Genomic DNA, 21,172 nt, shown 5'->3' with positions numbered 1-21,172 from the left:
TTAAAAATCTTCGACAATCATCTTCGTAAGCATCGACAGGACGTTTACGTAACTGCCCATCTCATTGTCGTACCAGCCGTATATCACGGCCTGAGTTAGGGGAATACGAACCATGTTATCTTTAAGACCTTCGAGCAGTTCTTTTTTCACACCGGTGAGCCGCTCCGCGTCAAATGTTATCTCTGCCGTGCGCGTGTGTGTCTCGTGTCCTTCAATTACTACGGCGGCAAGGGGCATTGAGATTATATCGCACGACACGTTTTGCTCATCCGAATAGACAACAAGCCTGTGCTGGGAACTTTCTGCGGCCTCCTTGTAGATAGCATTGATGTAGTCACCGTCTATTAATATCCTCTCAGGGTCTTCCTGAATATTTACAGTAAGAATGACAAGCGAGCCGGTTGTCGTGGGGATTCGCACAGACTCAGCAATAAACCCTATCTGCGACATCTCTGGTATGACAAGCGCCAGCGTGTCGGCAGCTCCGGTTGTTGTAAGTATTATGTTATTAAATATGCTGCGATTCTTTCTTAAATCCTTATCGCCGGACTTGGCAAGCCTGTCAAGCACCTCCTGTGAACCTGTAGCGGCGTGGACTGTGGCCATTGAGGCGGACAGGATTTTCTTTGGCCCTATTTTATTGATTAGCGGCTTAAACATATGGGCAAGGCACGTAGTAGTACACGACGCGGCTGAGATTATTTTATGCCTCGCCGGGTTGTAGTCGTGTTCGTTGATACCCATGACGGCAGTTACGGCGTCATCGGGCATGGGCTTTGATTTGTCCTTTATCTTAAACGGGGCGCTGAGAATGACCTTCTTTGCACCCGCATCAAGATGCCCGCGCAGGGCGCCCTTGGGGTCGTCGGCAGGCTTGACAGGGTCAACAAACGCACCTGATGCGTCAACCACAAGTTCTACGCCGTAATCCCTCCAGCCTATATCCTTCGGGTTTCTCGACTTCCTCAGCACTGTAACTTTCACGCCGTTAATTGTCATTGTCCCGGCTGCGTCATCGACATCGGCGATTGCCTGTTGGTCTTTAAAGCCGTACAGGTATTTTCTTAACGAACCATAGGTTGAATCCCTCTCGATGTAGTAGGCAATGTCTTTTAGTGATTTGCCTGCCGCCCTGCCGGTGTTTACAACTATCTCATCAAAATCACGCGCTGCGGCAAGCCGCCACAAGAGGAGCTTTCCAATCCTTCCAAGACCGTTTATGCCTAATTTTATGCCCATTGCTATTTTTTCTCCTGTTTGTTTATCTTCATTTCGCCTTCATATATTGCCCCCTCAACAGCATCTATGCTTATGAAATCTCCGGAGGCGATTGTCCTGTTGTTTAAAATAAATTTTTTCTCTTTTTCATAGAACAGCATATCCACACAGCCCACCACACATGTCTTGCCCAGCCTGTATGCCACAATTGCCGCATGGCTTGTTGCCCCGCCGCGAGCGGTCAAAAGGCCGTCTGCGGCATTGACTTCATTGATGTCATCCGGGACGGTGTCTCTTCTAATCAGAATCAGGCGCGTCTGCGGCTCAACCTTCCTGTAGTGCCTTATATCTTCCATTGTAAACACCGCACGACCTGCCATCGCCCCGCCGCTTACCCCAATGCCGTGCCCAAGCAAACACTGTGGCAGCTCAGCAGTTATTGCAAATGAGTGTTCATGTGGTTTTTCCCTTATTTCCATATCTCTGGACTGTAATATATAAACTGATTCTTTATGTTCTCCTTCAAACGTAAACTCTATGTCCTGGGGATTCCAGTCCCTCTCTTCTATCAGAAAACGGGCAGTTTCGACTAGTTCATTGTAGACTTCAGGGAAACGCCTCTCCAGTGAATACTCAACCGGCCTGTTTTCACGTCTGGCCTGGTTTAAGGATATGGCATGTGTCTGAACCAGACCAGAGACAATATCATCGCCCTGGACGCATATGGCATAATCCCCCCAGGGCTTCAGCTCATACTCGGAGAGCTTAGGATTGTGCGTAAATAATACGCCAGAGCCTGATGTGTCGCCTATATTGCCATATACCATGCGCTGAACCGTTACGCTTGTTCCCCAGTCATCGGAGATTTTTATTATTCTTCGATAACTTCTGGCCTTATCAGTATCCCATGAATCCAAAACCTTCCTAATGGCAATATAAAGCTGTTCTCTAGGTCTTTCTTCCAGCTTTATCCCCTTTCCTACCACGAAATCCTTATAGGACATGGTTACTTCTTTCATCTGTGCTGGGGTGAATTTCTTCTTTAAAAACACATGGTACTTGTCCTTATAATGGTTAATTATGGCGTCAAAGCTGTCGCGGTCAAGCCCAAAGGACATGCCGTAGTGTTGAATAAACCGCCTGTAGCAGTCCCACACAAACCACTCATTGCCTGCATTATGTTCTATCATACCCTTGACTACGGCCTCGTTCATTCCCACGTTCAGATATGAATCAAGCATCCCGGGCTGCGATATGGCTGAACCACTCCTTACGGAGACAAGGAGCGGGTTTTGGGGATTGCCGAATTCCTTGCCTGTGAGCCTCTCAAGCCTGGTAATTTCTGTGTCCACGCGTTCTTTGAAATTCAGTTGAGCAGCCTCATATATATCGAACAGCTCCCTGCACTTAAAGGCGTCTGAGGTAATCAGAAACCCTGGCGGCACACGCAGCCCCATAGTCTTCATCCTCATAAGATTAAACCCCTTGCTGCCCATCTGAACAACATTAGACACCTTAAGCACTGGTTCAACTATCGATGTAACGGCGTTATCTGGATTATATGTGACAAGCAGGTGGTGTTTGTCTGCCGGGATTCTCTCTGCCTCACGCCGAAGGGTGTTGACAACCCTGGTGATAAACAAATCAAGGCTCTGAAGCCCTAAAGACATGGCTATTGTATCGCGCAGGAAGACCTCAGATACCCTGTCGAAAACATCGGCATCGTCTGAATCATCTGAACAATACTTTGGAAGCAGCTTATGCCTTGGCAATTGCTCAAGTATTTCTTTAAGTGTTTCAATGTGCATATTATTAAAGTAATCATTTACTATATTTCGTATAACATGTGATAGCTCCTTAAATATATCGACATACTGAGAAAACGTAAAGCCCCTGAGCGACAAGCCCGTCTCAAGCAGGAAGAGCTGTCTGTTGAACTCCCTGATGGCGATGCCGTCAACTATCAGGGCCTGCTTATAGAGTTTCAGATAGTCGTAAATCCTGCTTAGTGTGGCCCGCGTGATAAAACTCAGGTCAACCCCGTCTATCAACTCCTCAAACAGAGTATTTACCAGCGTCTCAAGCCTGAAGGTAAGCCCCAGGGCGTCGAACTTCACCTCGTGATAGCTGCCGTACATAGATGGTATCTCAGTGGATATGTGGCGCTTCCTGTAGATGTCCTCACGAACCTCAAACTGTTTCGGGGATTGAATAAGCTCCTTAAGTTTTACCAGATGCTTAAGTACCCCTTCGAGTTTAGCGTATGTAGTCGGCTCTGAAATCGCCTTAACGAGATTGTCAAGCTCTGGAAATGCACTCGTGTGAACCTGCGCGATTACGCTGTCTATTTCACCGAAGCCGGAGGAGTACTTCTGGTGAAGGAGCTTATAAAATGAAATCGTAAGGGCGACTTTCTCAAGGTCGGCTGCGTAGTCCTGCCCGACTGCGCTTAGAACACCGCCGAAATAGTCATCCCCAAGACTTAATAAATCACTTACAGTTTTCATTCCATTTAGTTGAAATATCTGATTAATTACTGTATGGACGCCGTCAACATACTGACCAGAGTTTTCCTGCTGCGAATAAATATCAGGCGGCAGGTAGCCACTGAGTACTTCCTTATTACGGGTCACCCAGAACTCGAGGGCGGCCTCAACGACAGAGAGTATTTTGTTGGAGCTTTCTACGTGGCTTTGTTTTCTGAGAAAATGGATGAGCGTATCATTGCGCTTACAGGACTCATCCATCCTTGTAGAAATATCCCGAAGCTGCCCCTCGGCGCCAAGTTCGTTAAAATATGCGGGGAAGAGCCTCATAAGCTGCTTAATCAGGTTATAGACCTGCTTTGTATCGGAATTTAAGAAATTAGTTATTTCACGTGGAAACAAATCTGTGTCCTTGATGATAACGCCGCAGAGGGAGAGATTTACGATAAGCGATGAGATGAGCTTTTTTGACCAACTGGGGTTAAGCCTTATGAGTTCCATGCATGTGCGAATATTTTCAATGTGCGCAGAGTTGCCAATAATCTGCCAGTCGTTGCTGATGCCCTGGAAATCCGGCGTTTGAAAGCCGAGGGAGATAATCGAGTGGTTAAAGAAATTCACAAGGGCGCTGTTGTTGCTTTCATAAACGCCTTTGCCCATGTTTAGTACGCAGCGCAGGACTGTGTTTGGGTATTGGCGGACTGTGTTTTTCAGTATGCCGGTAGTCTTTTGAATCAGGGTCTTGTTGTTGTCATAGTCACTGTGGTTGATAAGGTATTTTATGATTCTGTTAATCTCCCTGATGGTCTCTTCGTGAATTGTGGAAAGCCCCGGGGTGTTCATTATATGAAAAAGAAAGATGAGTTCATACTGGTGCTTGAGTGTCTCGTCGAGTTGGCTTTGGTTGATTATTGAAGGGATTTTATTAAAATGAGCGACGATGTCGCCGTAGCCCGGTAACTCTATCATCTCTTTAAGTTTATCCCGCAACGCTTTGTCTTTACTATTAATAGTCTGATCAAGGCGTGTGACATAACTATTGATTCCCTCGTGGGAGATTGGCTCGAATATCTCCGACATCAGGGGTTTTATCGCCTTGCCGGTGTCCTCTGAAAACCAGTCCTTCGGGTTTTTCTCTGAAAGCCAGTATGAGTAGGTAAAGCGCAGATAGTGAATCATCAGTGAGTTAATAGACATGTATTGGGAGTTACCAATTTCTGAAATGTCTGAAGATTCTGATATTGTGTCATAGAAATTTCTGGCAAGTTTGTTTAACCTGTAGTGGCTTTTTGCAAGAATGACAAATCGCTCATCAGGAAGTTGGTCGGCCATCGCAAAGCCCCTGTTGACAACGGGCAGATATTTTTCAATTATCACGTCCTTAGGGGTATCTTTGATAAGTTTCTGGCTGAAGAGGTAAAAGAGGCTGAAGGCATCGGAAGAGACCTGTGTGTCTTTAGCAGCGTTGAGGGCCTCAAATATTGTATTCATATAAAGCGCAGCCGCCTCCGGCCCTCTTGGGTGTGTGGTGAGTTCATAGAAATACCCAAGGCAATATGTCCATGTCTCTTTGACAATATACTGCCAGTTCTTGTAAGGGTGGCAGAGTTCCTTAAGATAAGTGGTCAGGCCGTCCTGAAGTCCGTGGTAGCGCGCCATGACCTCCTGTATGGGCTGATACTTAGTGTCAATGGTCACATCGACAGTGTATTCGGCAATATTTTTCTTCAGAGCAACTGAAGTCTGTGCTTTTTCTGTCATGTGTATATTATATCACAGAACACAGGTTTTGGGAAGGTCTTTCAATGGGAGTTTTTTTATCAATGGGACATAACCCTGAATTCCATCTAAAAAGGGCTAATCCCTCGCCCCCATAGAACCTCTGATGAGTCCTATAGATATTGATTAGAAGCCATCAGAGATTTCTTTGTCAAAAAATGACGGAAACTAAGCCTTCGACTTGTCCACGAGTTTACCTTTTTTCAACCACGGCATCATGGCCCTGAGTTTGCCGCCGACTTCCTCTATCTGATGAGACTCACCCTTTCGTGTCAGGGCATTGAATACAGGTTTGTTGGCACGGCACTCTAAAATCCACTCACGGGCAAAGACCCCAGATTGGATTTCATTGAGGATTTTTTTCATCTCTTTCTTTGTCTCTTCGGTAATAATTCTTGGGCCGCGCGTTAAATCTCCGAACTGGGCAGTGTTACTGATAGAGTAGCGCATGTTGGCAATGCCGCCTTCATATATCAGGTCAACAATGAGCTTTACCTCATGCAGGCACTCGAAATATGCCATCTCAGGTGCATAGCCAGCCTCGGTGAGGGTCTCAAACCCGGCCTGAATCAGCGCAGTGATACCGCCGCATAATACTGCCTGCTCTCCAAAGAGGTCAGTCTCGGTCTCCTCTCTAAAGTCAGTCTCGATGATGCCTGCCCTGCCGCCACCAATTGCACTGGCATAGGCTAATGCTATGTCTTTCGTATCCCCTGACGGGTCCTGATGCACTGCTATCAGACACGGTACGCCGCCGCCCTTTACATATTCGCTCCTGACAAGATGCCCTGGGCCTTTCGGGGCTGCCATAAACACGTTTACATCGGCACGCGGCACTATCTGCCCGAAGTGAATATTGAAGCCGTGGGCAAAGGCTATATAGGCGGACTTTTTTACGTGCGGGGCTATCTCGTTATTATAAATATCTGCCTGATACTCGTCGGGCAGGAGAATCATTATCACGTCTGCAACTTTTGCTGCCTCAGATGGCAGCATAACATTAAAGCCTGCCTCCTCTGCCTTCTTCCAACTGCCGCCCTTTCTCAGCCCAATGCTTACATCCATGCCGCTTTCCTTGAGATTATTGGCGTGGGCATGACCCTGACTGCCATAGCCCATGATGACTATCTTCTTTCCCTTTAATACATCAAGTTTTGCATCGTTGTCATAGTAAATCTTGATCATGAAAAACACCCTCCGAGTTTTATTTTTTACGCATTTATTAAGCGCTCCAATGTGGTACTGTCGTTAACGGTGTATATTGCAACATTTGAAACGATGCGTTTTATCAGACCACTTAGGACAGTGCCCGGCCCGAGTTCAACAAACACCTCAACATCCATACTAGCTATAGTCCTTATCGAATCCTCCCACAACAGGGGGCTGTTGAGCTGCCTGACAAGCGAGGACTTAATCTTGTCAACCGTACCCAGCACTATTGCATCGGCATTATTTACAATAGGTATATCAGGCTTATTAAACGGGATGGTCTCCATATATTCGCCAAGTCTCTCTGATGCACTCATCATTAAAGTACAGTGAGAGGGCACACTGACAGCCAGGGCAACTGCGCGCTTTGCGCCTTCCTGCTTGGCAAGCCTTATGGCCTCCTCTACAGCCGGCTTCTCACCTGCTATCACTATCTGTTCAGGGCAGTTATAGTTTGCCGGTGAGACGTACCCTGAAGTGGAGTTCATACAAATCCTGTCCACTGTCTCTCTGCCTAATCCAATTATGGCGGCCATCAGACCCTGCCCTTCTGCAACAGCATTCTGCATAAAATGGCCTCTTTTCTCAGTTAGGACAACGGCGTCCTTTAATTGCAGCACACCGGCTGCTACCAGGGCAGAGTACTCGCCAAGGCTGTGTCCTGCTACTACATCTGGTTTAAAGCCTTTTAATTTTAGTACGGTGAAGGCGGCTATGCTGGTTGTTAAGATACATGGCTGCGTGCGAAATGTCTTATTAAGCTCATCCTTTGGGCCATTAAAACATAACTCCGATATGTCATAGCCAAGGGCATCTGAGGCATCTTTATATACAGCCCGTACCTCGTCGAACTTTTCATAAAAGTCAAGCCCCATACCAACGGACTGGGAACCTTGCCCGGGAAAAACGAACGCAGCTCTTTTCATATGCCTTTGTCCCCTTTTATCTTCTTAATTGCTAATGGAATGACTTCATAGAGGTCGCCTACGATGCCATAGTTGGCTATATTAAATATCGGCGCTTCCGGGTTCTTATTTATCGCCACAATTATATCCGATGACTGCATTCCTACCATGTGCTGCACAGCGCCAGATATTCCACATGCGATATATATCTTAGGACATACAGTTTTACCAGTTTGACCAACCTGATGACCGTATTGAATCCACCCCTCATCGACTGCCGCCCTTGAGGCCCCAAGCGTGCCACCAAGAAGCCCGGCAAGTTCTCTGAGCACCTCAAATCCCTTTGCACCGCCAAGCCCGCGCCCTCCAGAGACTATCACCTCGGCATCCTGCAGGCTTATATTGAATAATGAATCATCTTTTACCACATCAACAACCTTTGTGCGGGATGCCTTTTGTGGTTTATCTATTTTTATAATCTCTCCCTTTCTATTTGTATCATAGCCGCTGGTTTTCATAACCTTCGGGCGCACTGTGGCCATTTGTGGCCTTGTGTCTGGGCACAGAATAGTCGCCATGATATTTCCTCCGAAGGCCGGTCTTATTGCCAGCAGATTGCGCGTCCCTTTTTCGATCTCCAGAGATGTGCAGTCTGCCGTCAATCCAGCATGAAGGCGCGCTGCCACGCGCGGGAAAAACGACCTGCCCACCGCTGTTGCCCCGGCAAGGACTATCTCAGGCCTGTGCTCGATTATTATCTTTGACAGCAATTCCGAATATGGTTCGTCGTTAAATCTCGTGAGACTGGCGTCATCACACAAGTAGACTGTATCAGCCCCCCACTTGATAAGCTCCGCTGCCGCTAACTCACCGGCTCCAAACAACGCCGCACTAAGCGGGACAGACAGCTTGTCGGCCAAAGTCCTGCCTGCTGAGAGAAGCTCAAATGCTACATGGGCAATGTGCCCTTCCCTCTGCTCTGCAAAAACAAGAACACCCTTATAGTCGGTCAGGTCTCCCTGTTTTATCTCTGCGGGGGAATCTTTATATTCCTTAATCGCCCCCTCCGGACACACACTCAAGCACGCGCGGCACAGTTGGCAATACTCGTTTATTAGCGCCTTATCTTCAGACATCACTATTGAGTCATACGGGCACGAGGAAACGCATGTCTGACACCCCGTGCATAACTCCCTGTCCACCTTAATCTGCATGGTTACTCCTCTTTAAAATATTACTGTGCAATATTTTTATATACATTTAATGGCCTTTAGGATTGAAATCAGCTCACCGGCTTGTTCTTCAGGTGTACCGGCTATTACAATCCTGTCTTTTTTCATCTCCGGCGCAAAGATATTCTTTACCTGTGTCGGAGAGCCTTTCAAGCCGAGGTTGTTCTCATCCAGCGCAAGTTCTTTGTGGGTCAGCTTTCTGATTTCGATTTTCTTTGCCCGCATCTTCCCCTTCAATGACGCCATTCTTGGTTGGTTCAGCTCTTTTACAACCGTAAGCAGTACAGGAAGCGGCGCTTCCACTACGTCATAACCCTCATCCATCAGTCTTCTTACCGTTATATTATCACCCGATACGGAGGCTATCTGGCTGACGTATGAGATATGCGGTATGTCCATAAACTCTGCAATGGCAGGGCCCACCTGAGCGGTATCACCATCAATGGCCTGCTTGCCGCACAGTACAATGTCAGCACCCAGGAATTTTATCGCAGCCGCCAGCGTGTACGCGGTTGCCCATGTGTCCGAACCCGCAAATGCCCTGTCAGTAAGCAGTACTGCGTCGTCTGCCCCCATAGCGACTGTCTCCCTGAGTGCAGCCTCGGCCTGTGGCGGTCCCATGGTCAGTACCGTTACCTCTGCACCAAGCTCATCCTTTATTGAGAGGGCTGCCTCAACTGCGTGCATATCATATGGGTTTATTATGCTAGGCACACCGTCGCGTATCAATGTGTTTGTCTCCGGGTTTATTCTTACTTCGGAGGTGTCGGGTACCTGCTTTATGCAAACTATGATTTTCATCGTTACTTGTTCCTCGAGAATTCTTTAATCAGGTTTTGGGCGATGACATTTCTCTGTATCTGATTTGTGCCTTCATATATCTGGAGAATCTTGGCGTCGCGCATCATCTTCTCAACAGGGTAATCTCTCATGTACCCGGAGCCGCCCATCACCTGAAGGGCATCTGTAGTGACCCTCATGCCAACGTCTGTTGCAAAGGTCTTGGCCATTGCAGAGGACTTTGTAATGTCCTTTGCCCCGCTGTCTACATATCGTGCAACACTATAGACCAGCGCTCTAGCTGCCTCTATTTGAATTGCCATGTCGGCAAGCATGTGCTGGACGGCCTGAAAACCTATGATAGGTTTATCGAACTGTACGCGTGTACGGGCAAAGTTTGCCGCCTCCTCAAATGCACCCTGTGCTACACCTACACCCTGTGCCCCTACCCCCGTGCGTGACTGGTCGAGTGTCTTCATGGCTACTATAAACCCCATTCCATCGCGCCCAAGTATGTTGTCTTTTGGTATGTGGCAATCATCAAACACGAGTTCGCATGTGGTTGAGGCCCTTATGCCCATCTTCTTTTCCTTCTTTCCAAATGTAAAGCCGGGCGTACCCTTTTCCACTATCAGGGCAGATGCGCCGCGCGCACCGCGCGATTTATCAGTCATCGCTATGACTGTATAAATGTCGGCCTCTCCGCCGTTTGTTATCCACTGCTTTGTGCCGTTGAGGATGTACTCGGTGCCGCTTTTTGTGGCCGTAGTCTGTATGCCTGCTGCGTCGCTGCCGGCATTGGCCTCAGTAAGGCCAAAGGCAACGAGTTTTTTCCCTGACGCTATGTCAGGCAGGAATTTCTTCTTTTGTTCGTCAGTTCCAAACAACAGTATCGGATATGTTCCAAGCGCATTGGCCGCATAACTTGTCGAAACACCCAGACATGCACGGCTCAACTCCTCAACTGCAAGGCACAGCTCTAAAGCGCCCCTGCCAAGCCCGCCGTACTGCTCCGGGATGAACAGCCCAAACATGTCTGACTGTGCCAGTACTTTGATTATTTCAGTAGGAAATAGTTCCTTCTCGTCAAGCTCTGCCCTGACAGGTATGATTTTCTCTTGCGCTATCTGGCGGGCCGTATCTCTTATCATCTGTTGTTCTTCGTTTAAAAAGTAATCCATGCTGCCTCCAATTTTGTAAACTATACTCTAAATATATGATAAATAAACGGCGTGTTATCAGCCGCTTACATCCATATGCCTTATCAGCAGTGACGGGCTGCCTATCTTGCCGTAGAACTTTAAGTCACTGCCAACTGCCTCCACATCTTTAAACATATCAAGGAAGTTGCCGGAGATAACGGCTTCTTTAATAGGATATGCCTTTTTACCATTTTCTATCCACATACCGCTCACACCGACTGAAAACTCCCCTGTGATGCGGTTTGCCATGTGTATGCCCATCGCATCTGTAACGAACAGACACTGAGCGGCCGTGGAAAACATCTCTTCAACTGCCATTGTATCAGATGAGGCTGGCTCTATGTAAAGATTGGACACCCCGACTGTTGGAATCCCTGAAATCCCTGACCTTGCAGCACTCCCCGTCGATAAAGTACTGCCCTTTGAAGCGGTATAAATATTATATAAAAATCCATTTAATATGCCCTCTGTCACAAGGGCATTCCTTTGTGAAGGCACCCCTTCGCCGTCAAACGGGCGGCTGCCTGCCTTGCCATCAAGGAGCGCGTTATCTGTTATATTCAGCTTTTCAGAGACTATCTTCTGAGAAAGTTTCCCTGCCAGTATGGATTTACCCTTTTGGACATTCTCAGATGACAGAGACGAAGCCAATAGGCTGAGAAAATCTGCGGCTACGGAGTTTTCTAATATTACGGGTATCTTTACAGACTTAAAATGTCTTGCGTTGAGGAGTTCCAGTGCCCGCCCTGCCGCCGCAGCGCCCACCCTCTCCGGTGAGACCGCAGCGAGAATCCTGTCATACTCATAGTCCCATCCCATCTGGCTGTCACCACCGGACTCTGCCATCGCCATCGCTGAAAGAGAACACGACGTAAAGCGGTAACTACCGCTAAGCCCCTCTGTATTGGCAATATACACCTCGCCAGAAGATACAGAGGCCGACGCCTTCCTTACTTTTTTCACCCTTGCATCAACCGCAAGTGCGGCGCGCTCAACCCCTATGGCCATGCCTGCTATGTCAGCCTCTGTCATGGCAAAGGCGGCGTCATCATATGTGATAACGTGGCTGACGCTTTGTGGCAATCGACCGCAAAATGACCAGTTTTTATCTTCTTCTAAAAAGGCTGCCGTTGTGACTGCCATATCAACAGCCTCCCGCCATCTTGATAAATCGTTCGTGTAGCTGAAACCATGTCTCTGACCATCTAAAACCCGTACTGAAAGCCCCGACGCCTCTGCCCTTTCAAGCGCATCAACTGAAGCATCTTTGGACTCTGCGGTTATATTTTTTGCAGATGAGACATAGACCTCGCCTATTAAACCTTTGCCTGATGATAAGTAGTCCAATATCTCGTTAATTAACTCTATTTCCATATTTGCTCAATCTTCATAGTAAGTGGCAGATGCCGAATCGGACTCCCATACGGTAACCGCCGTAAGTCTGACAGTCTCTTCGACGATTTTCTTCTTCATGGAGTCGTAAATCCATCTTGAAATGTTCTCTGAAGATGGGTTTATCTCCGTAAATGGAAACACGTTGTTGAGAAATGCGTGGTCAAGCTGGTCAGTGACCTCTTTGGCGTAGCGCTTCAGGTCGTGGAAGTCCATAGCGATGTCGATGTCGTTGAGCCTTTCGGCCTGGACATAAACCTGAATACGCCAGTTATGACCGTGGAGTTCTTCGCACTTGCCCTTATAGTTTCTAAGCTGATGTGCAGCACAAAATGTTGTCTCTATCATTAGTTCATACATGATTTATTAAGTACCTCTTTATGTTTATCCGGGTTGTTTTAGTATAGCCACATATGGGAGGTTTCTATAGTTATCGTTATAGTCCGTACCATAACCCACGACGAACTCATCAGGGATTTCAAAGCCCGTGTAATCGACGTCAACCTCTACTAAGCGGCGCTCTTTTTTGTCTAGTAATACACATATTTTCAGCGTGTTTGGTGATTTCTGTAAAAGTTTTTCTTTAATATAATTCAGGGAAATCCCCGTGTCAATAATATCTTCGATAATAAGAACATCCTTATCAGTTACAGGTTTCCTTGCATCTAAGTGTATGTTGACCTTTCCCGTTGTGGTAGTATCCTCATAGCTTGATGAGACGATGAAGTCCACAGTCAACGGCACATTAATGTGCTTGACGAGGTCTGAAAAGAACATAAAAGCACCCTTTAATATCCCAATAGCCAGGATTTCCCTTCCCTTGTAGTCTGAATTAATCCTGCCGGCTAGTTCTTTTACCCTTGCCTGGATTTGTTCTTCGGTGAGCAATGGCCTGTCAAACACCATCTGCGCCCTCCCCTTCGACTTTAAGTATCTTATCCTTAAAATCTCCGTTGGTTAACATCTTCACGGTATTTCTAAGGGCAGAGGCGTCCATCGACTCAAGGGTGAGCATGACGCGGTATTCAGCATTATGCATAACCGGATACGAGCCAATCTTCACGTCTTTATTGCTGTTAACCACTATGTTTAAAAATGGCGCTATCTCGGATTCGTACTCTGTAATATAGACCTTTGCAAGGAGAATCGGGCGTTCGTTAAAGCTCTCCTTGAGGACTTTAAACTTGTCCTTAAACAACTCCGGCTGTCCTGGCAGTATATACACGTTTTTATAATGGATAATAGGGAATTTTATGGTGCTGTGCTTGATAAGAACGGAGGCTTCGGGGACTTCTGCCATTTTTAATCTCTCAGGGGTGAGCTTGTCTCCATAGTGGGCAGTGAGTATTGCCTTTAAATCGCCGTCAATTGCGATATTAACGCCAAAACCTTTCGATATGCCCTCAATTGTTACATCATCATGCGTAGGACCAAGGCCGCCCGATGTAAATACGTAGTCATATTTTTTAGAAAAAGCTGTTGTCTCGGCAGCTATTTCATCGACATCGTCAGATATAACAGAAATACGGCGAACGTCAATACCCTTGGAGCGCAACCCCTTTGCAGCAAAACCTGAGTTTATATCATCTACCTTGCCTGACAGGACTTCGTCGCCAATTATAATGATACCAGCCGTCTTAAGCATTACTTTTAGAAATCATCTCCTCTTTAAAGTATTACTTGTAGAAATTATAGCATATCGTATACTTTTCAGACGCTCTTAAGCCACACCCGCAAAGTTATATATTACTTTATGCGTCAAATTAAAATCAACTGCGCTGCCCACTCAGTGTTAGTATTTTGACAGAATAATAAATAGTGATTGACAAAACATTATTTTATTATGTATCATCAGTTAGATTTGGTTCAGGTGGTTAAGGCTGTGTACCCAATAACTGTGTGGAGATAACTGAAAATAGAGGCATATGATAAATCCTAAGCAAAAGCTCTCTGGCGCTATAGTGTTTGCATCGGTGTTCCTTGGAAGTTTCATGGGCGCTGCGATAACTCTTGTTACGTCGCCAAAGTCTGTAGTCGATGGACTTCAGGGTAAGTTAAAAGGTACTATCGATGTACTGGAGGAAAGTGTCAGCGAGCAAGTTGATACCGCTACTATAATGGTAATAGAAAATACCACAAAGGTCTTCGCTATGACAAAAACCAGTATAGCAAAGGCAACATCCATCGTTGATTCAATTAAAGATACCTTTCTCCCTCTGTTGAAGAAATAGAAGAAAAAATAGTCGCCACACTGCCCTATCGCTTAAATAGCTTAAATAATATCTGGAAAACAAGATAGAGTATTCTAAATATACGATTAGCTATATTTATAACTTGCCGCCATATGATATAATGCAACAGAAATTAACTATAAAGAAAGGAGTATATTGTGATATTCATAAGATACGAAGACGCACCAACTGAGGCGGCAGCTATTGTAGATGAGGTCAGGGCTGAGTTCTTCCCTGAACTGGTAAACGTAAACATAAAAATCATATATGACCTGAAGGCGAGAAAAAGCAAGGGGAACCTCGTCCTCGGCAGGATTCAAAAGGCAAACGAACTCAACAGGCTGTTATCGAAAGACGCGACGATTAATGAAGAGGGATATGATTTTTTCTTATATCTCGACAAGATGGTCTTTACACACGTTGAAAAAAAAGACAAGGTAAGGATAGTAAGACATCAACTGCGCCACATCTACATTGACCCGGAAAGCGTAAAAAACCCGTACAAGCTAACAATCCCGGACATAAGAGACTTCTCCATAGAAATGAAGCTAAACAAGGATGACGAACGATGGGCAGAGCGTGTAATGGAAGTAGCGATGTCCCTGTATGAAACAGAAAAGGAAAGCAATAAGCCTGCTTTTTCAATGAGTTAATAATCTAATGCGAATGAATAAATCGAAGATATACGAGGGAATCCATGAGTGACAAAAAGCCTGTTATCTTATGTGTCGATGACGAACCATTAAATCTGAAACTCCTTAACACCATACTTATCCATAAGGGATATGAAGTTAAGATGGCCGTTGACGGCCTTCAGGCCCTTAAGTTAATCGATGAACATAGGGTTGACCTTGTGCTTTTGGATATTATGCTGCCCGGTATGGATGGGTTTAAGGTATGCCAGGAGATAAAGGAAGACGAACGGTATAAGAATTTACCGGTTATTATGATAACGGCACTTAGTGACACAGAGAGCCGGATTAAGGGCATCGAGGCCGGGGCTGAGGACTTTATTTCAAAACCGTTTGACGCGGCTGAGGTGCTGGCGCGCATTAAGATGCTGCTTAAGATGAAGGCATTAAATGACGACCTGCTTTTTGCCTATAACTGCATTGGGGATTTGACCTCGTTCGGAGAGCAGGCGATGCAGGATTTCGATCCGGCTAAATTTAGTTACATGTCAAATATTGACAGAATCGTAGGCAGACTAATAAGGCAGCACGCGCTTGAGCTGGATAAACCCAACATGGTTATCATACATACTGCCGATGAATTCAACAACTGGCACTGGCTTAAGTATGATTTAATAGACAGACGGGTGGTGAAATCGTCGCTTGACATAGCAATTAAATGTGAAAACTGCCCTCACCTAAAGACTGAACAACAGATATTCTCCTGCGCCAACAAAGACGATATGAGCGAGGCGGGGATAGATACGTTCGTTTCAATACTTGAGTCAAAGGGCATTAAGGTATCTAATATTATCTGGTATTTTGGCGGGAAGTTCTGTGTATTTGCGCTTAACTACGGCAGACCGATTAAGAAATACGACACCTCTATTTTGAAGAACCTGGTTATGCAGGGCCTGTTTCTGCGGTCGCTGTCGATGCAGTTGACAGAGACTGAAAACGCGTTTGAGTATGCGATATATGCCTTGGCAAGGGCATCCGAGGTAAATGACGAGGATACGGGCAACCATATAATAAGGGTTGGAGAGTATGGCGCACTGATGGCAAAGATATTGTGTTTGGATGAGCCTTTTGTAAACGCTATACGCTTTCAGGCGCCGCTGCACGATGTAGGTAAAATCCATGTCAACCCAGACATTCTAAAGAAAAAGGACAAACTGACAGATGAGGAATTCGCCATCATGAAAAACCATACATATTATGGGACGAAGATAATCGGCGACCATAGCAGGCTTGAAATAGCAAAAAATATTGCTATTTCACATCATGAGAGATGGGACGGCTCCGGCTATCCCATGGGATTAAAAGGGCAGGAGATTCCCATAGAAGCCAGGATAATCAACATAGCCGACCAATACGATGCACTGCGAAATTCAAGGGCATATAAGCCTGCCTTCGACCACATTAAGTCGTATCAAATAATCACTGAAGGGGATGGCAGAACGCTCCCGCACCACTTTGACCCTGATGTACTTAAGGCATTCATTGAGACCGCCTCCCAGTTTGAAGAGGTATATGAGAGGCTCAAGGGCTGATGTGATTAATCGTAGAGAATTTATGAATGAACAAAACATATCGCCGGAACGTGAGTTTACACCTATGAAAAGGTCTTTTCGCCTGATCTTTGCCTCGATAACTTTATTATTTGTATTCACCATCAGCTCAGGGGCGTGGTTTTCAAAAAAGATTGGTGGTTTTAGCAAGGCGATAAACCTTGCAGGTTCAGAGAGGATGAGGGCATTTCAGATAGCGTATTTAGTTACCAGGTCATTAAGTGAAAAATCCCCTCAAAGAGAAGAAACCCTAGGTCATGTAAAAATGGAAATGGACAGATTTGAGGAAATCCTCAACTCCCTTAAAAACGGCAGCACAAAGTACAACATTGCCGATGTTACAGACAAGGACTTAGATAAAAATCTGATACAACTAATCCATAGGTGGGAAGAGGAGTTTAAGCCTAAACTTAATTCCTTGTTCATGGCCGCGCCCGAAGACAGGGGCAGACTTACACGGGAATATGGAAAAGCAATACATGATTTCGTAGAGGTAGACCTCGATGGAATTGTTACGCAGATGGTAAAAAAAATAGAAAGAATAGAGCAGGTTTTTATCAATGGAAGGTACCTTGTTACAGCGATAGCCATTCTTTTAATGATGTTTAATTTATCTTATCTGCGGCGCCGGGTACTCAAACCGATAAGCACACTGGTAGCAGATACTGAAAAGATAATCGGCGGCAATTATTCTGTTTCGGTCAAGGTTCAGGCAGCAGACGAGTTGATGGTGCTGGCAGAGCGTTTTAACACGATGACAGGGACTATTGCGCGGTCTCTCAGGGACATGGAAACCAAGGTTCAACAGAGGACTTTGGAGCTGTCAACAGCCAATACCAGAATGCAGTCATTTTTTGACAGCGCAGCCGACGCTATTATCTCGATAAACCCTGAAGACAGGTCTATACTACTCTTCACAAAAGGGGCAGAGAAGATATTTGGCTATTCATCCGACGAGGTCATTGGCAGAAATGTCAATATACTTATGCCTGAGCCGTATCATTCTGCCCACGAAACCTATGTAAAGAATTATATTGGAACAGGCATAAAGAAAATAATTGGGCAGACGGTCAGGGTAAAAGCAAAAAAGAAAGAGGGTGATATAATTGATGTTGATCTTTCTGTAAGTGAAAGCGTAACACAAACAGGTCGTGTGTTTAACGCCATAATCCGTGATATGTCTGATAGGATGCAGGCGGAGATGGAGATGCAGAAACTGTCCAACGCCATTGAGCAGTCATCGGAGTCTGTAGTGATAACTGACTATAACGGAAACATTGAATACGTCAATCCAGCCTTTGAGCGTGTGACCGGCTACACGCGTGCCGAGGCAATAGGAAAAAACCCGCGAATCCTAAAATCCGGTCATCAGCTCAGGTCATACTATAAGGAACTCTGGGATACTATACTTGGCGGGAGCATCTGGCGCGGTGAATTCAGCAATAAAAAGAAAAATGGCGAGATTTACTATGAAGACGCGACAATTACCCCGATAAGAAACAAAAATGGTGAAATAACACATTTCGTGGCGATAAAAAATAACATAACGGCGAGAAAACTAGCCGAAGCAGATGCAGCCAAAAAGAACGCCGAACTTGAAATTAGGGCTCACTACGATACAATATATGCAAAAGCAATATCGATATTCAATACAACCTTTGACCAGAGGCAGGCTGTCATGGATATGTTGTCGCTGCTGTCAAACTCCCTGCCATACCCCAGTATGGCATTTTATACATATGACGAGTGGGCGGGGAAGCTCATATGTGAATCTGCCTATGGGATTTCAGGTTCTATGAGGAAGGAATTCGAGCTTTCGGAAGGGATAGTCGGACAGTCCGTACTCAGCGGCCAAGCCATCGAGATAAAGGGCAGCGTACAGTTTCCCCTTACGATTGAAACAGGGCTTCTCTCTATAACGCCGCAGGCTGTAATTGTCCAGCCTGTCTTTTACCAGGGAAAGGTAATGGGTGTACTTGTGATCGCCTCTGTTACTCAGCTTAGTGATTTAGACAGGGGATTTATCGAGCGGCTTTCGATAAACATTGGTATTTCCCTACAGAACCTGCGCCAATATAATGACATGAAAGAACTCTCTGAGCAGATTAAACTTAGGGGCAGCGAGATAGCGCAAAAGAACATCCAGCTTGAGGAGTCAAACAGACTGAAATCTGAGTTTCTGGCCAACATGTCCCATGAGCTTAGGACGCCGCTCAATGCGATTATCGGATTTTCGGAAATACTCAAAGACGGCATCCTGGGCGACCTTGGCGAGGGGCAAAAGGAATATGTCGTGGATATATTCACCAGCGGGCAGCACCTGCTGTCTCTTATTAATGATATTCTTGATCTATCAAAAATTGAGGCTGGGAAGATGTCTCTTGACCTTGACAGGCTTGATATCCCATATATGCTTGGAAACAGCCTCTCGATAATAAAAGAAAAGGCACAGGCAAACAGCATAGCCCTTAAACTCAATATACAGGAATCTGTCGGTGAGATGTATGCAGACTCAAGGAAATTCAAACAGATTGTCTATAATCTGCTTTCTAATGCGGTCAAATTTACCCCTGCACACGGCTCAGTAACCCTGGACGCCAGCGTTATTACTGCCGACAGCGGCAAATTCCTTGAGGTCTTCGTAGCCGACACAGGAATTGGTATGTCTGAAGAGGGTATGAAAAAACTCTTCAGGCCATTTGAGCAGATAGACGGTTCATTATCGAGAAAATATGAGGGCACGGGGCTGGGCCTTGCTATGGTAAAACGCCTTATAGAGCTGCATGGCGGCACAATAGAAGTTGAGAGCGAGGAAGGCAAAGGCAGCAAGTTTACATTTAGAATCCCCTACAGAGAGAATATGTCGTTGGAGGTTGAGCCGCCGTCAATTCGTTATTCAGAAGAGAAAGGACAAGTGGCATCACTAGGTCAGCCTCCCCAAAAAAAACATGAACCGCTTGTGCTTATCGTGGAGGACGACCCGATGTCAGCCGAACTCCTGAGTATTCAACTTGAGTCCGAGGGTTACAGGACAATTCAGGCTGCAACTGCTCTGAGTGGGCTTGAGCTTGCCGGGCAGGAAATCCCAGACCTTATCACCCTTGACATCATGCTTCCAGACATGCACGGGTTGGATTTTCTTAAAAAAATGAAGGAAACTGATGAAATAAGACATATCCCTGTAGTGATAATATCAATGGTGTCAGATAAATCCGAGGGATTTTCACTTGGGGCGTCAAATGTGCTGCAAAAGCCGGTATCAAAGGATGAACTTATTGCGGCTGTCAGACACCTCGGCATATTACCTGAAGACACGGCAAAGCAATTAAAGGTGCTTGTAGTGGATGACGACCCAAAGGCGGTTGAGATAGTCTCCCAATATCTCCAGAACGAAGGCTGTGAGGTATTTAAGGCATATGGCGGACAGGAGGCTGTTGATACAGCAAAACGTGAGATGCCAGACCTGATAGTGCTTGATTTGATGATGCCGGAGATGACAGGCTTCGATGTCGTTCGCGCCCTTAAGGATGTGCCTGAGACCGCTTCGATACATATCATAATTCTCACCGCAAAAATAATAACAGAAGACGACCGTAGAGAGCTGAACAACAATGTCCTGAAGATAGTCCAAAAGGGGAATTTTAACAAGACAGACTTGATTGCCGAGGCAAGACGGGCTATGCGCACCAAAATTCACGACAAGGCCGCAGCGCCGGTACCGGTAGTTGAAGACATTACGCACAAGCCGCTGCAACCCGCCGTACTGGTCATTGAAGATGACCCTGCACAGTCTAACATGATGAGACTATCCCTTGAGCGGCAAGGCTACACAGTAATGCAGGCAGAAAATGGACGTGCAGCGCTTGAGTTGATGGGCAGCCGCAAGCCTGATATTATAACGCTTGACCTGATGATGCCGGAGATGGATGGATTTACCTTTTTAGAGAAAAAATCTGAAAATCCTGACTTCGCAGACATCCCACTTGTTATAGTCTCTGCCATCGCAGGGGAAAGCAAAGGGGATACGCTGAGTGCCGGTGCGTTTTTGAGAAAACCTGTCAGGCACAAGGAGATGCTTAGTGTCGTAGAATCTCTGCTTGGGACGGCTCAAAAAAACAAAAAGCATAGGATATTACTCATAGATGACGACCCAAAGGCAATTAAGATTATTGCCTCCTATTTTACGGAAGACCACTACGAGGTGCTGAAAGAGTATGGGGGGATGGAGGGTATCAGGAGTGCCGCAGCAAACAGACCTGATATTATAGTTCTTGACCTGATGATGCCAGAGATGAACGGCTTTGAAGTCCTTAGGGAACTCAAGGGCAGCGACGCCACAAGAGACATCCCTGTTGTTATTCTAACAGCGAAGATATTGACACAAGAAGAGCGCCAGGAGCTTCTCTCAGGGGTAGAGACAATATTTGAGAAAGAACCATCCTCTAACGAATCTATTATAAAAAATATAGAACTGCTGCTGAAGACGAGAAAATGAT

15 protein-coding genes are annotated in these 21,172 nt (G+C 46.0%); 4 read left to right on the top strand and 11 right to left on the bottom strand.

What is annotated here, in order from left to right; all coding sequences use genetic code 11:
* The 11 genes from ASN18_RS15595 to ASN18_RS15545 form a co-directional block, all read right to left on the bottom strand.
* Complete coding sequence (locus ASN18_RS15595) at positions 1-1,239, bottom strand: type I glyceraldehyde-3-phosphate dehydrogenase (protein ID WP_085053709.1); 1,239 nt, start codon at positions 1,237-1,239, stop codon at positions 1-3.
* Between the two features lie 2 nt (positions 1,240-1,241).
* Positions 1,242-5,465 carry a PEP/pyruvate-binding domain-containing protein gene (locus ASN18_RS15590; RefSeq protein ID WP_085053708.1) on the bottom strand — a complete coding sequence of 1,408 codons (4,224 nt, stop codon included), beginning with the start codon at positions 5,463-5,465 and terminating at the stop codon, positions 1,242-1,244.
* 186 nt (positions 5,466-5,651) lie between these two features.
* Complete coding sequence (gene ilvC / locus ASN18_RS15585; RefSeq protein WP_085053733.1) at positions 5,652-6,665, bottom strand: ketol-acid reductoisomerase; 1,014 nt, start codon at positions 6,663-6,665, stop codon at positions 5,652-5,654.
* 29 nt (positions 6,666-6,694) lie between these two features.
* Positions 6,695-7,618 (bottom strand): ACP S-malonyltransferase, encoded by a 924-nt coding sequence (fabD, locus tag ASN18_RS15580; protein WP_085053707.1) that lies wholly within the window; start codon positions 7,616-7,618, stop codon positions 6,695-6,697.
* Entirely contained in the window at positions 7,615-8,811 is a 1,197-nt protein-coding gene (locus tag ASN18_RS15575) for an FAD-binding protein (RefSeq protein ID WP_085053706.1), read from the bottom strand. Before ASN18_RS15575 ends, fabD begins: the two co-directional genes overlap by 4 nt.
* Before the next feature lie 36 nt (positions 8,812-8,847).
* Positions 8,848-9,630, bottom strand: a complete 783-nt coding sequence (locus ASN18_RS15570; protein ID WP_085053705.1) for an electron transfer flavoprotein subunit beta/FixA family protein — start codon at positions 9,628-9,630, stop codon at positions 8,848-8,850.
* Between the two features lie 2 nt (positions 9,631-9,632).
* Positions 9,633-10,790, bottom strand: a complete 1,158-nt coding sequence (locus ASN18_RS15565) for an acyl-CoA dehydrogenase family protein (protein WP_085053704.1) — start codon at positions 10,788-10,790, stop codon at positions 9,633-9,635.
* Between the two features lie 57 nt (positions 10,791-10,847).
* Entirely contained in the window at positions 10,848-12,185 is a 1,338-nt protein-coding gene (locus ASN18_RS15560; protein WP_085053703.1) for a TldD/PmbA family protein, read from the bottom strand.
* Positions 12,186-12,191: 6 nt separating this feature from the next.
* On the bottom strand, positions 12,192-12,563 hold the full coding sequence (gene queD / locus ASN18_RS15555) for a 6-carboxytetrahydropterin synthase QueD (protein ID WP_085053702.1): 372 nt from the start codon (positions 12,561-12,563) through the stop codon (positions 12,192-12,194).
* Positions 12,564-12,587: 24 nt separating this feature from the next.
* Positions 12,588-13,109: a hypoxanthine phosphoribosyltransferase gene (gene hpt / locus ASN18_RS15550; RefSeq protein ID WP_085053701.1), complete on the bottom strand. Its 522-nt coding sequence runs from the start codon at positions 13,107-13,109 to the stop codon at positions 12,588-12,590.
* Positions 13,099-13,848: a competence/damage-inducible protein A gene (locus ASN18_RS15545; RefSeq protein ID WP_085053700.1), complete on the bottom strand. Its 750-nt coding sequence runs from the start codon at positions 13,846-13,848 to the stop codon at positions 13,099-13,101. Before ASN18_RS15545 ends, hpt begins: the two co-directional genes overlap by 11 nt.
* A gap of 280 nt (positions 13,849-14,128) precedes the next feature.
* On the opposite strand from ASN18_RS15545, the gene ASN18_RS15540 reads away from it, so the two are divergent.
* From ASN18_RS15540 to ASN18_RS15525, 4 genes are all read left to right on the top strand, one after another.
* Positions 14,129-14,434 (top strand): hypothetical protein, encoded by a 306-nt coding sequence (locus ASN18_RS15540; protein ID WP_085053699.1) that lies wholly within the window; start codon positions 14,129-14,131, stop codon positions 14,432-14,434.
* Between the two features lie 158 nt (positions 14,435-14,592).
* Complete coding sequence (locus ASN18_RS15535) at positions 14,593-15,087, top strand: putative metallopeptidase (RefSeq protein WP_085053698.1); 495 nt, start codon at positions 14,593-14,595, stop codon at positions 15,085-15,087.
* A gap of 44 nt (positions 15,088-15,131) precedes the next feature.
* Positions 15,132-16,658: a response regulator gene (locus tag ASN18_RS15530; protein ID WP_085053697.1), complete on the top strand. Its 1,527-nt coding sequence runs from the start codon at positions 15,132-15,134 to the stop codon at positions 16,656-16,658.
* A complete protein-coding gene (locus ASN18_RS15525; protein ID WP_236861815.1) occupies positions 16,639-21,171 on the top strand; it encodes a response regulator in 4,533 nt (1,510 codons plus the stop codon). Before ASN18_RS15530 ends, ASN18_RS15525 begins: the two co-directional genes overlap by 20 nt.
* Position 21,172 lies beyond the last annotated feature (1 nt).

This window comes from Candidatus Magnetominusculus xianensis, assembly GCA_001541255.1.
GTDB lineage: Bacteria > Nitrospirota > Thermodesulfovibrionia > Thermodesulfovibrionales > Magnetobacteriaceae > Magnetominusculus > Magnetominusculus xianensis.
The sequence above is the reverse complement of the archived record's forward strand: the minus strand, read 5'-3'. Positions and strand labels throughout refer to the sequence as shown.

What these genes read in the sequence shown, in the direction of transcription:
- ASN18_RS15595 (WP_085053709.1), bottom strand. Translation starts at nt 1,239, where the DNA reads ATGGGCATAAAATTAGGCATAAACGGTCTTGGAAGGATTGGAAAGCTC.
- ASN18_RS15590 (WP_085053708.1), bottom strand. Translation starts at nt 5,465, where the DNA reads ATGACAGAAAAAGCACAGACTTCAGTTGCTCTGAAGAAAAATATTGCC.
- fabD (WP_085053707.1), bottom strand. Translation starts at nt 7,618, where the DNA reads ATGAAAAGAGCTGCGTTCGTTTTTCCCGGGCAAGGTTCCCAGTCCGTT.
- ASN18_RS15575 (WP_085053706.1), bottom strand. Translation starts at nt 8,811, where the DNA reads ATGCAGATTAAGGTGGACAGGGAGTTATGCACGGGGTGTCAGACATGC.
- ASN18_RS15570 (WP_085053705.1), bottom strand. Translation starts at nt 9,630, where the DNA reads ATGAAAATCATAGTTTGCATAAAGCAGGTACCCGACACCTCCGAAGTA.
- ASN18_RS15565 (WP_085053704.1), bottom strand. Translation starts at nt 10,790, where the DNA reads ATGGATTACTTTTTAAACGAAGAACAACAGATGATAAGAGATACGGCC.
- ASN18_RS15560 (WP_085053703.1), bottom strand. Translation starts at nt 12,185, where the DNA reads ATGGAAATAGAGTTAATTAACGAGATATTGGACTACTTATCATCAGGC.
- queD (WP_085053702.1), bottom strand. Translation starts at nt 12,563, where the DNA reads ATGTATGAACTAATGATAGAGACAACATTTTGTGCTGCACATCAGCTT.
- hpt (WP_085053701.1), bottom strand. Translation starts at nt 13,109, where the DNA reads ATGGTGTTTGACAGGCCATTGCTCACCGAAGAACAAATCCAGGCAAGG.
- ASN18_RS15545 (WP_085053700.1), bottom strand. Translation starts at nt 13,848, where the DNA reads ATGCTTAAGACGGCTGGTATCATTATAATTGGCGACGAAGTCCTGTCA.
- ASN18_RS15540 (WP_085053699.1), top strand. Translation starts at nt 14,129, where the DNA reads ATGATAAATCCTAAGCAAAAGCTCTCTGGCGCTATAGTGTTTGCATCG.
- ASN18_RS15530 (WP_085053697.1), top strand. Translation starts at nt 15,132, where the DNA reads ATGAGTGACAAAAAGCCTGTTATCTTATGTGTCGATGACGAACCATTA.
- ASN18_RS15525 (WP_236861815.1), top strand. Translation starts at nt 16,639, where the DNA reads ATGAGAGGCTCAAGGGCTGATGTGATTAATCGTAGAGAATTTATGAAT.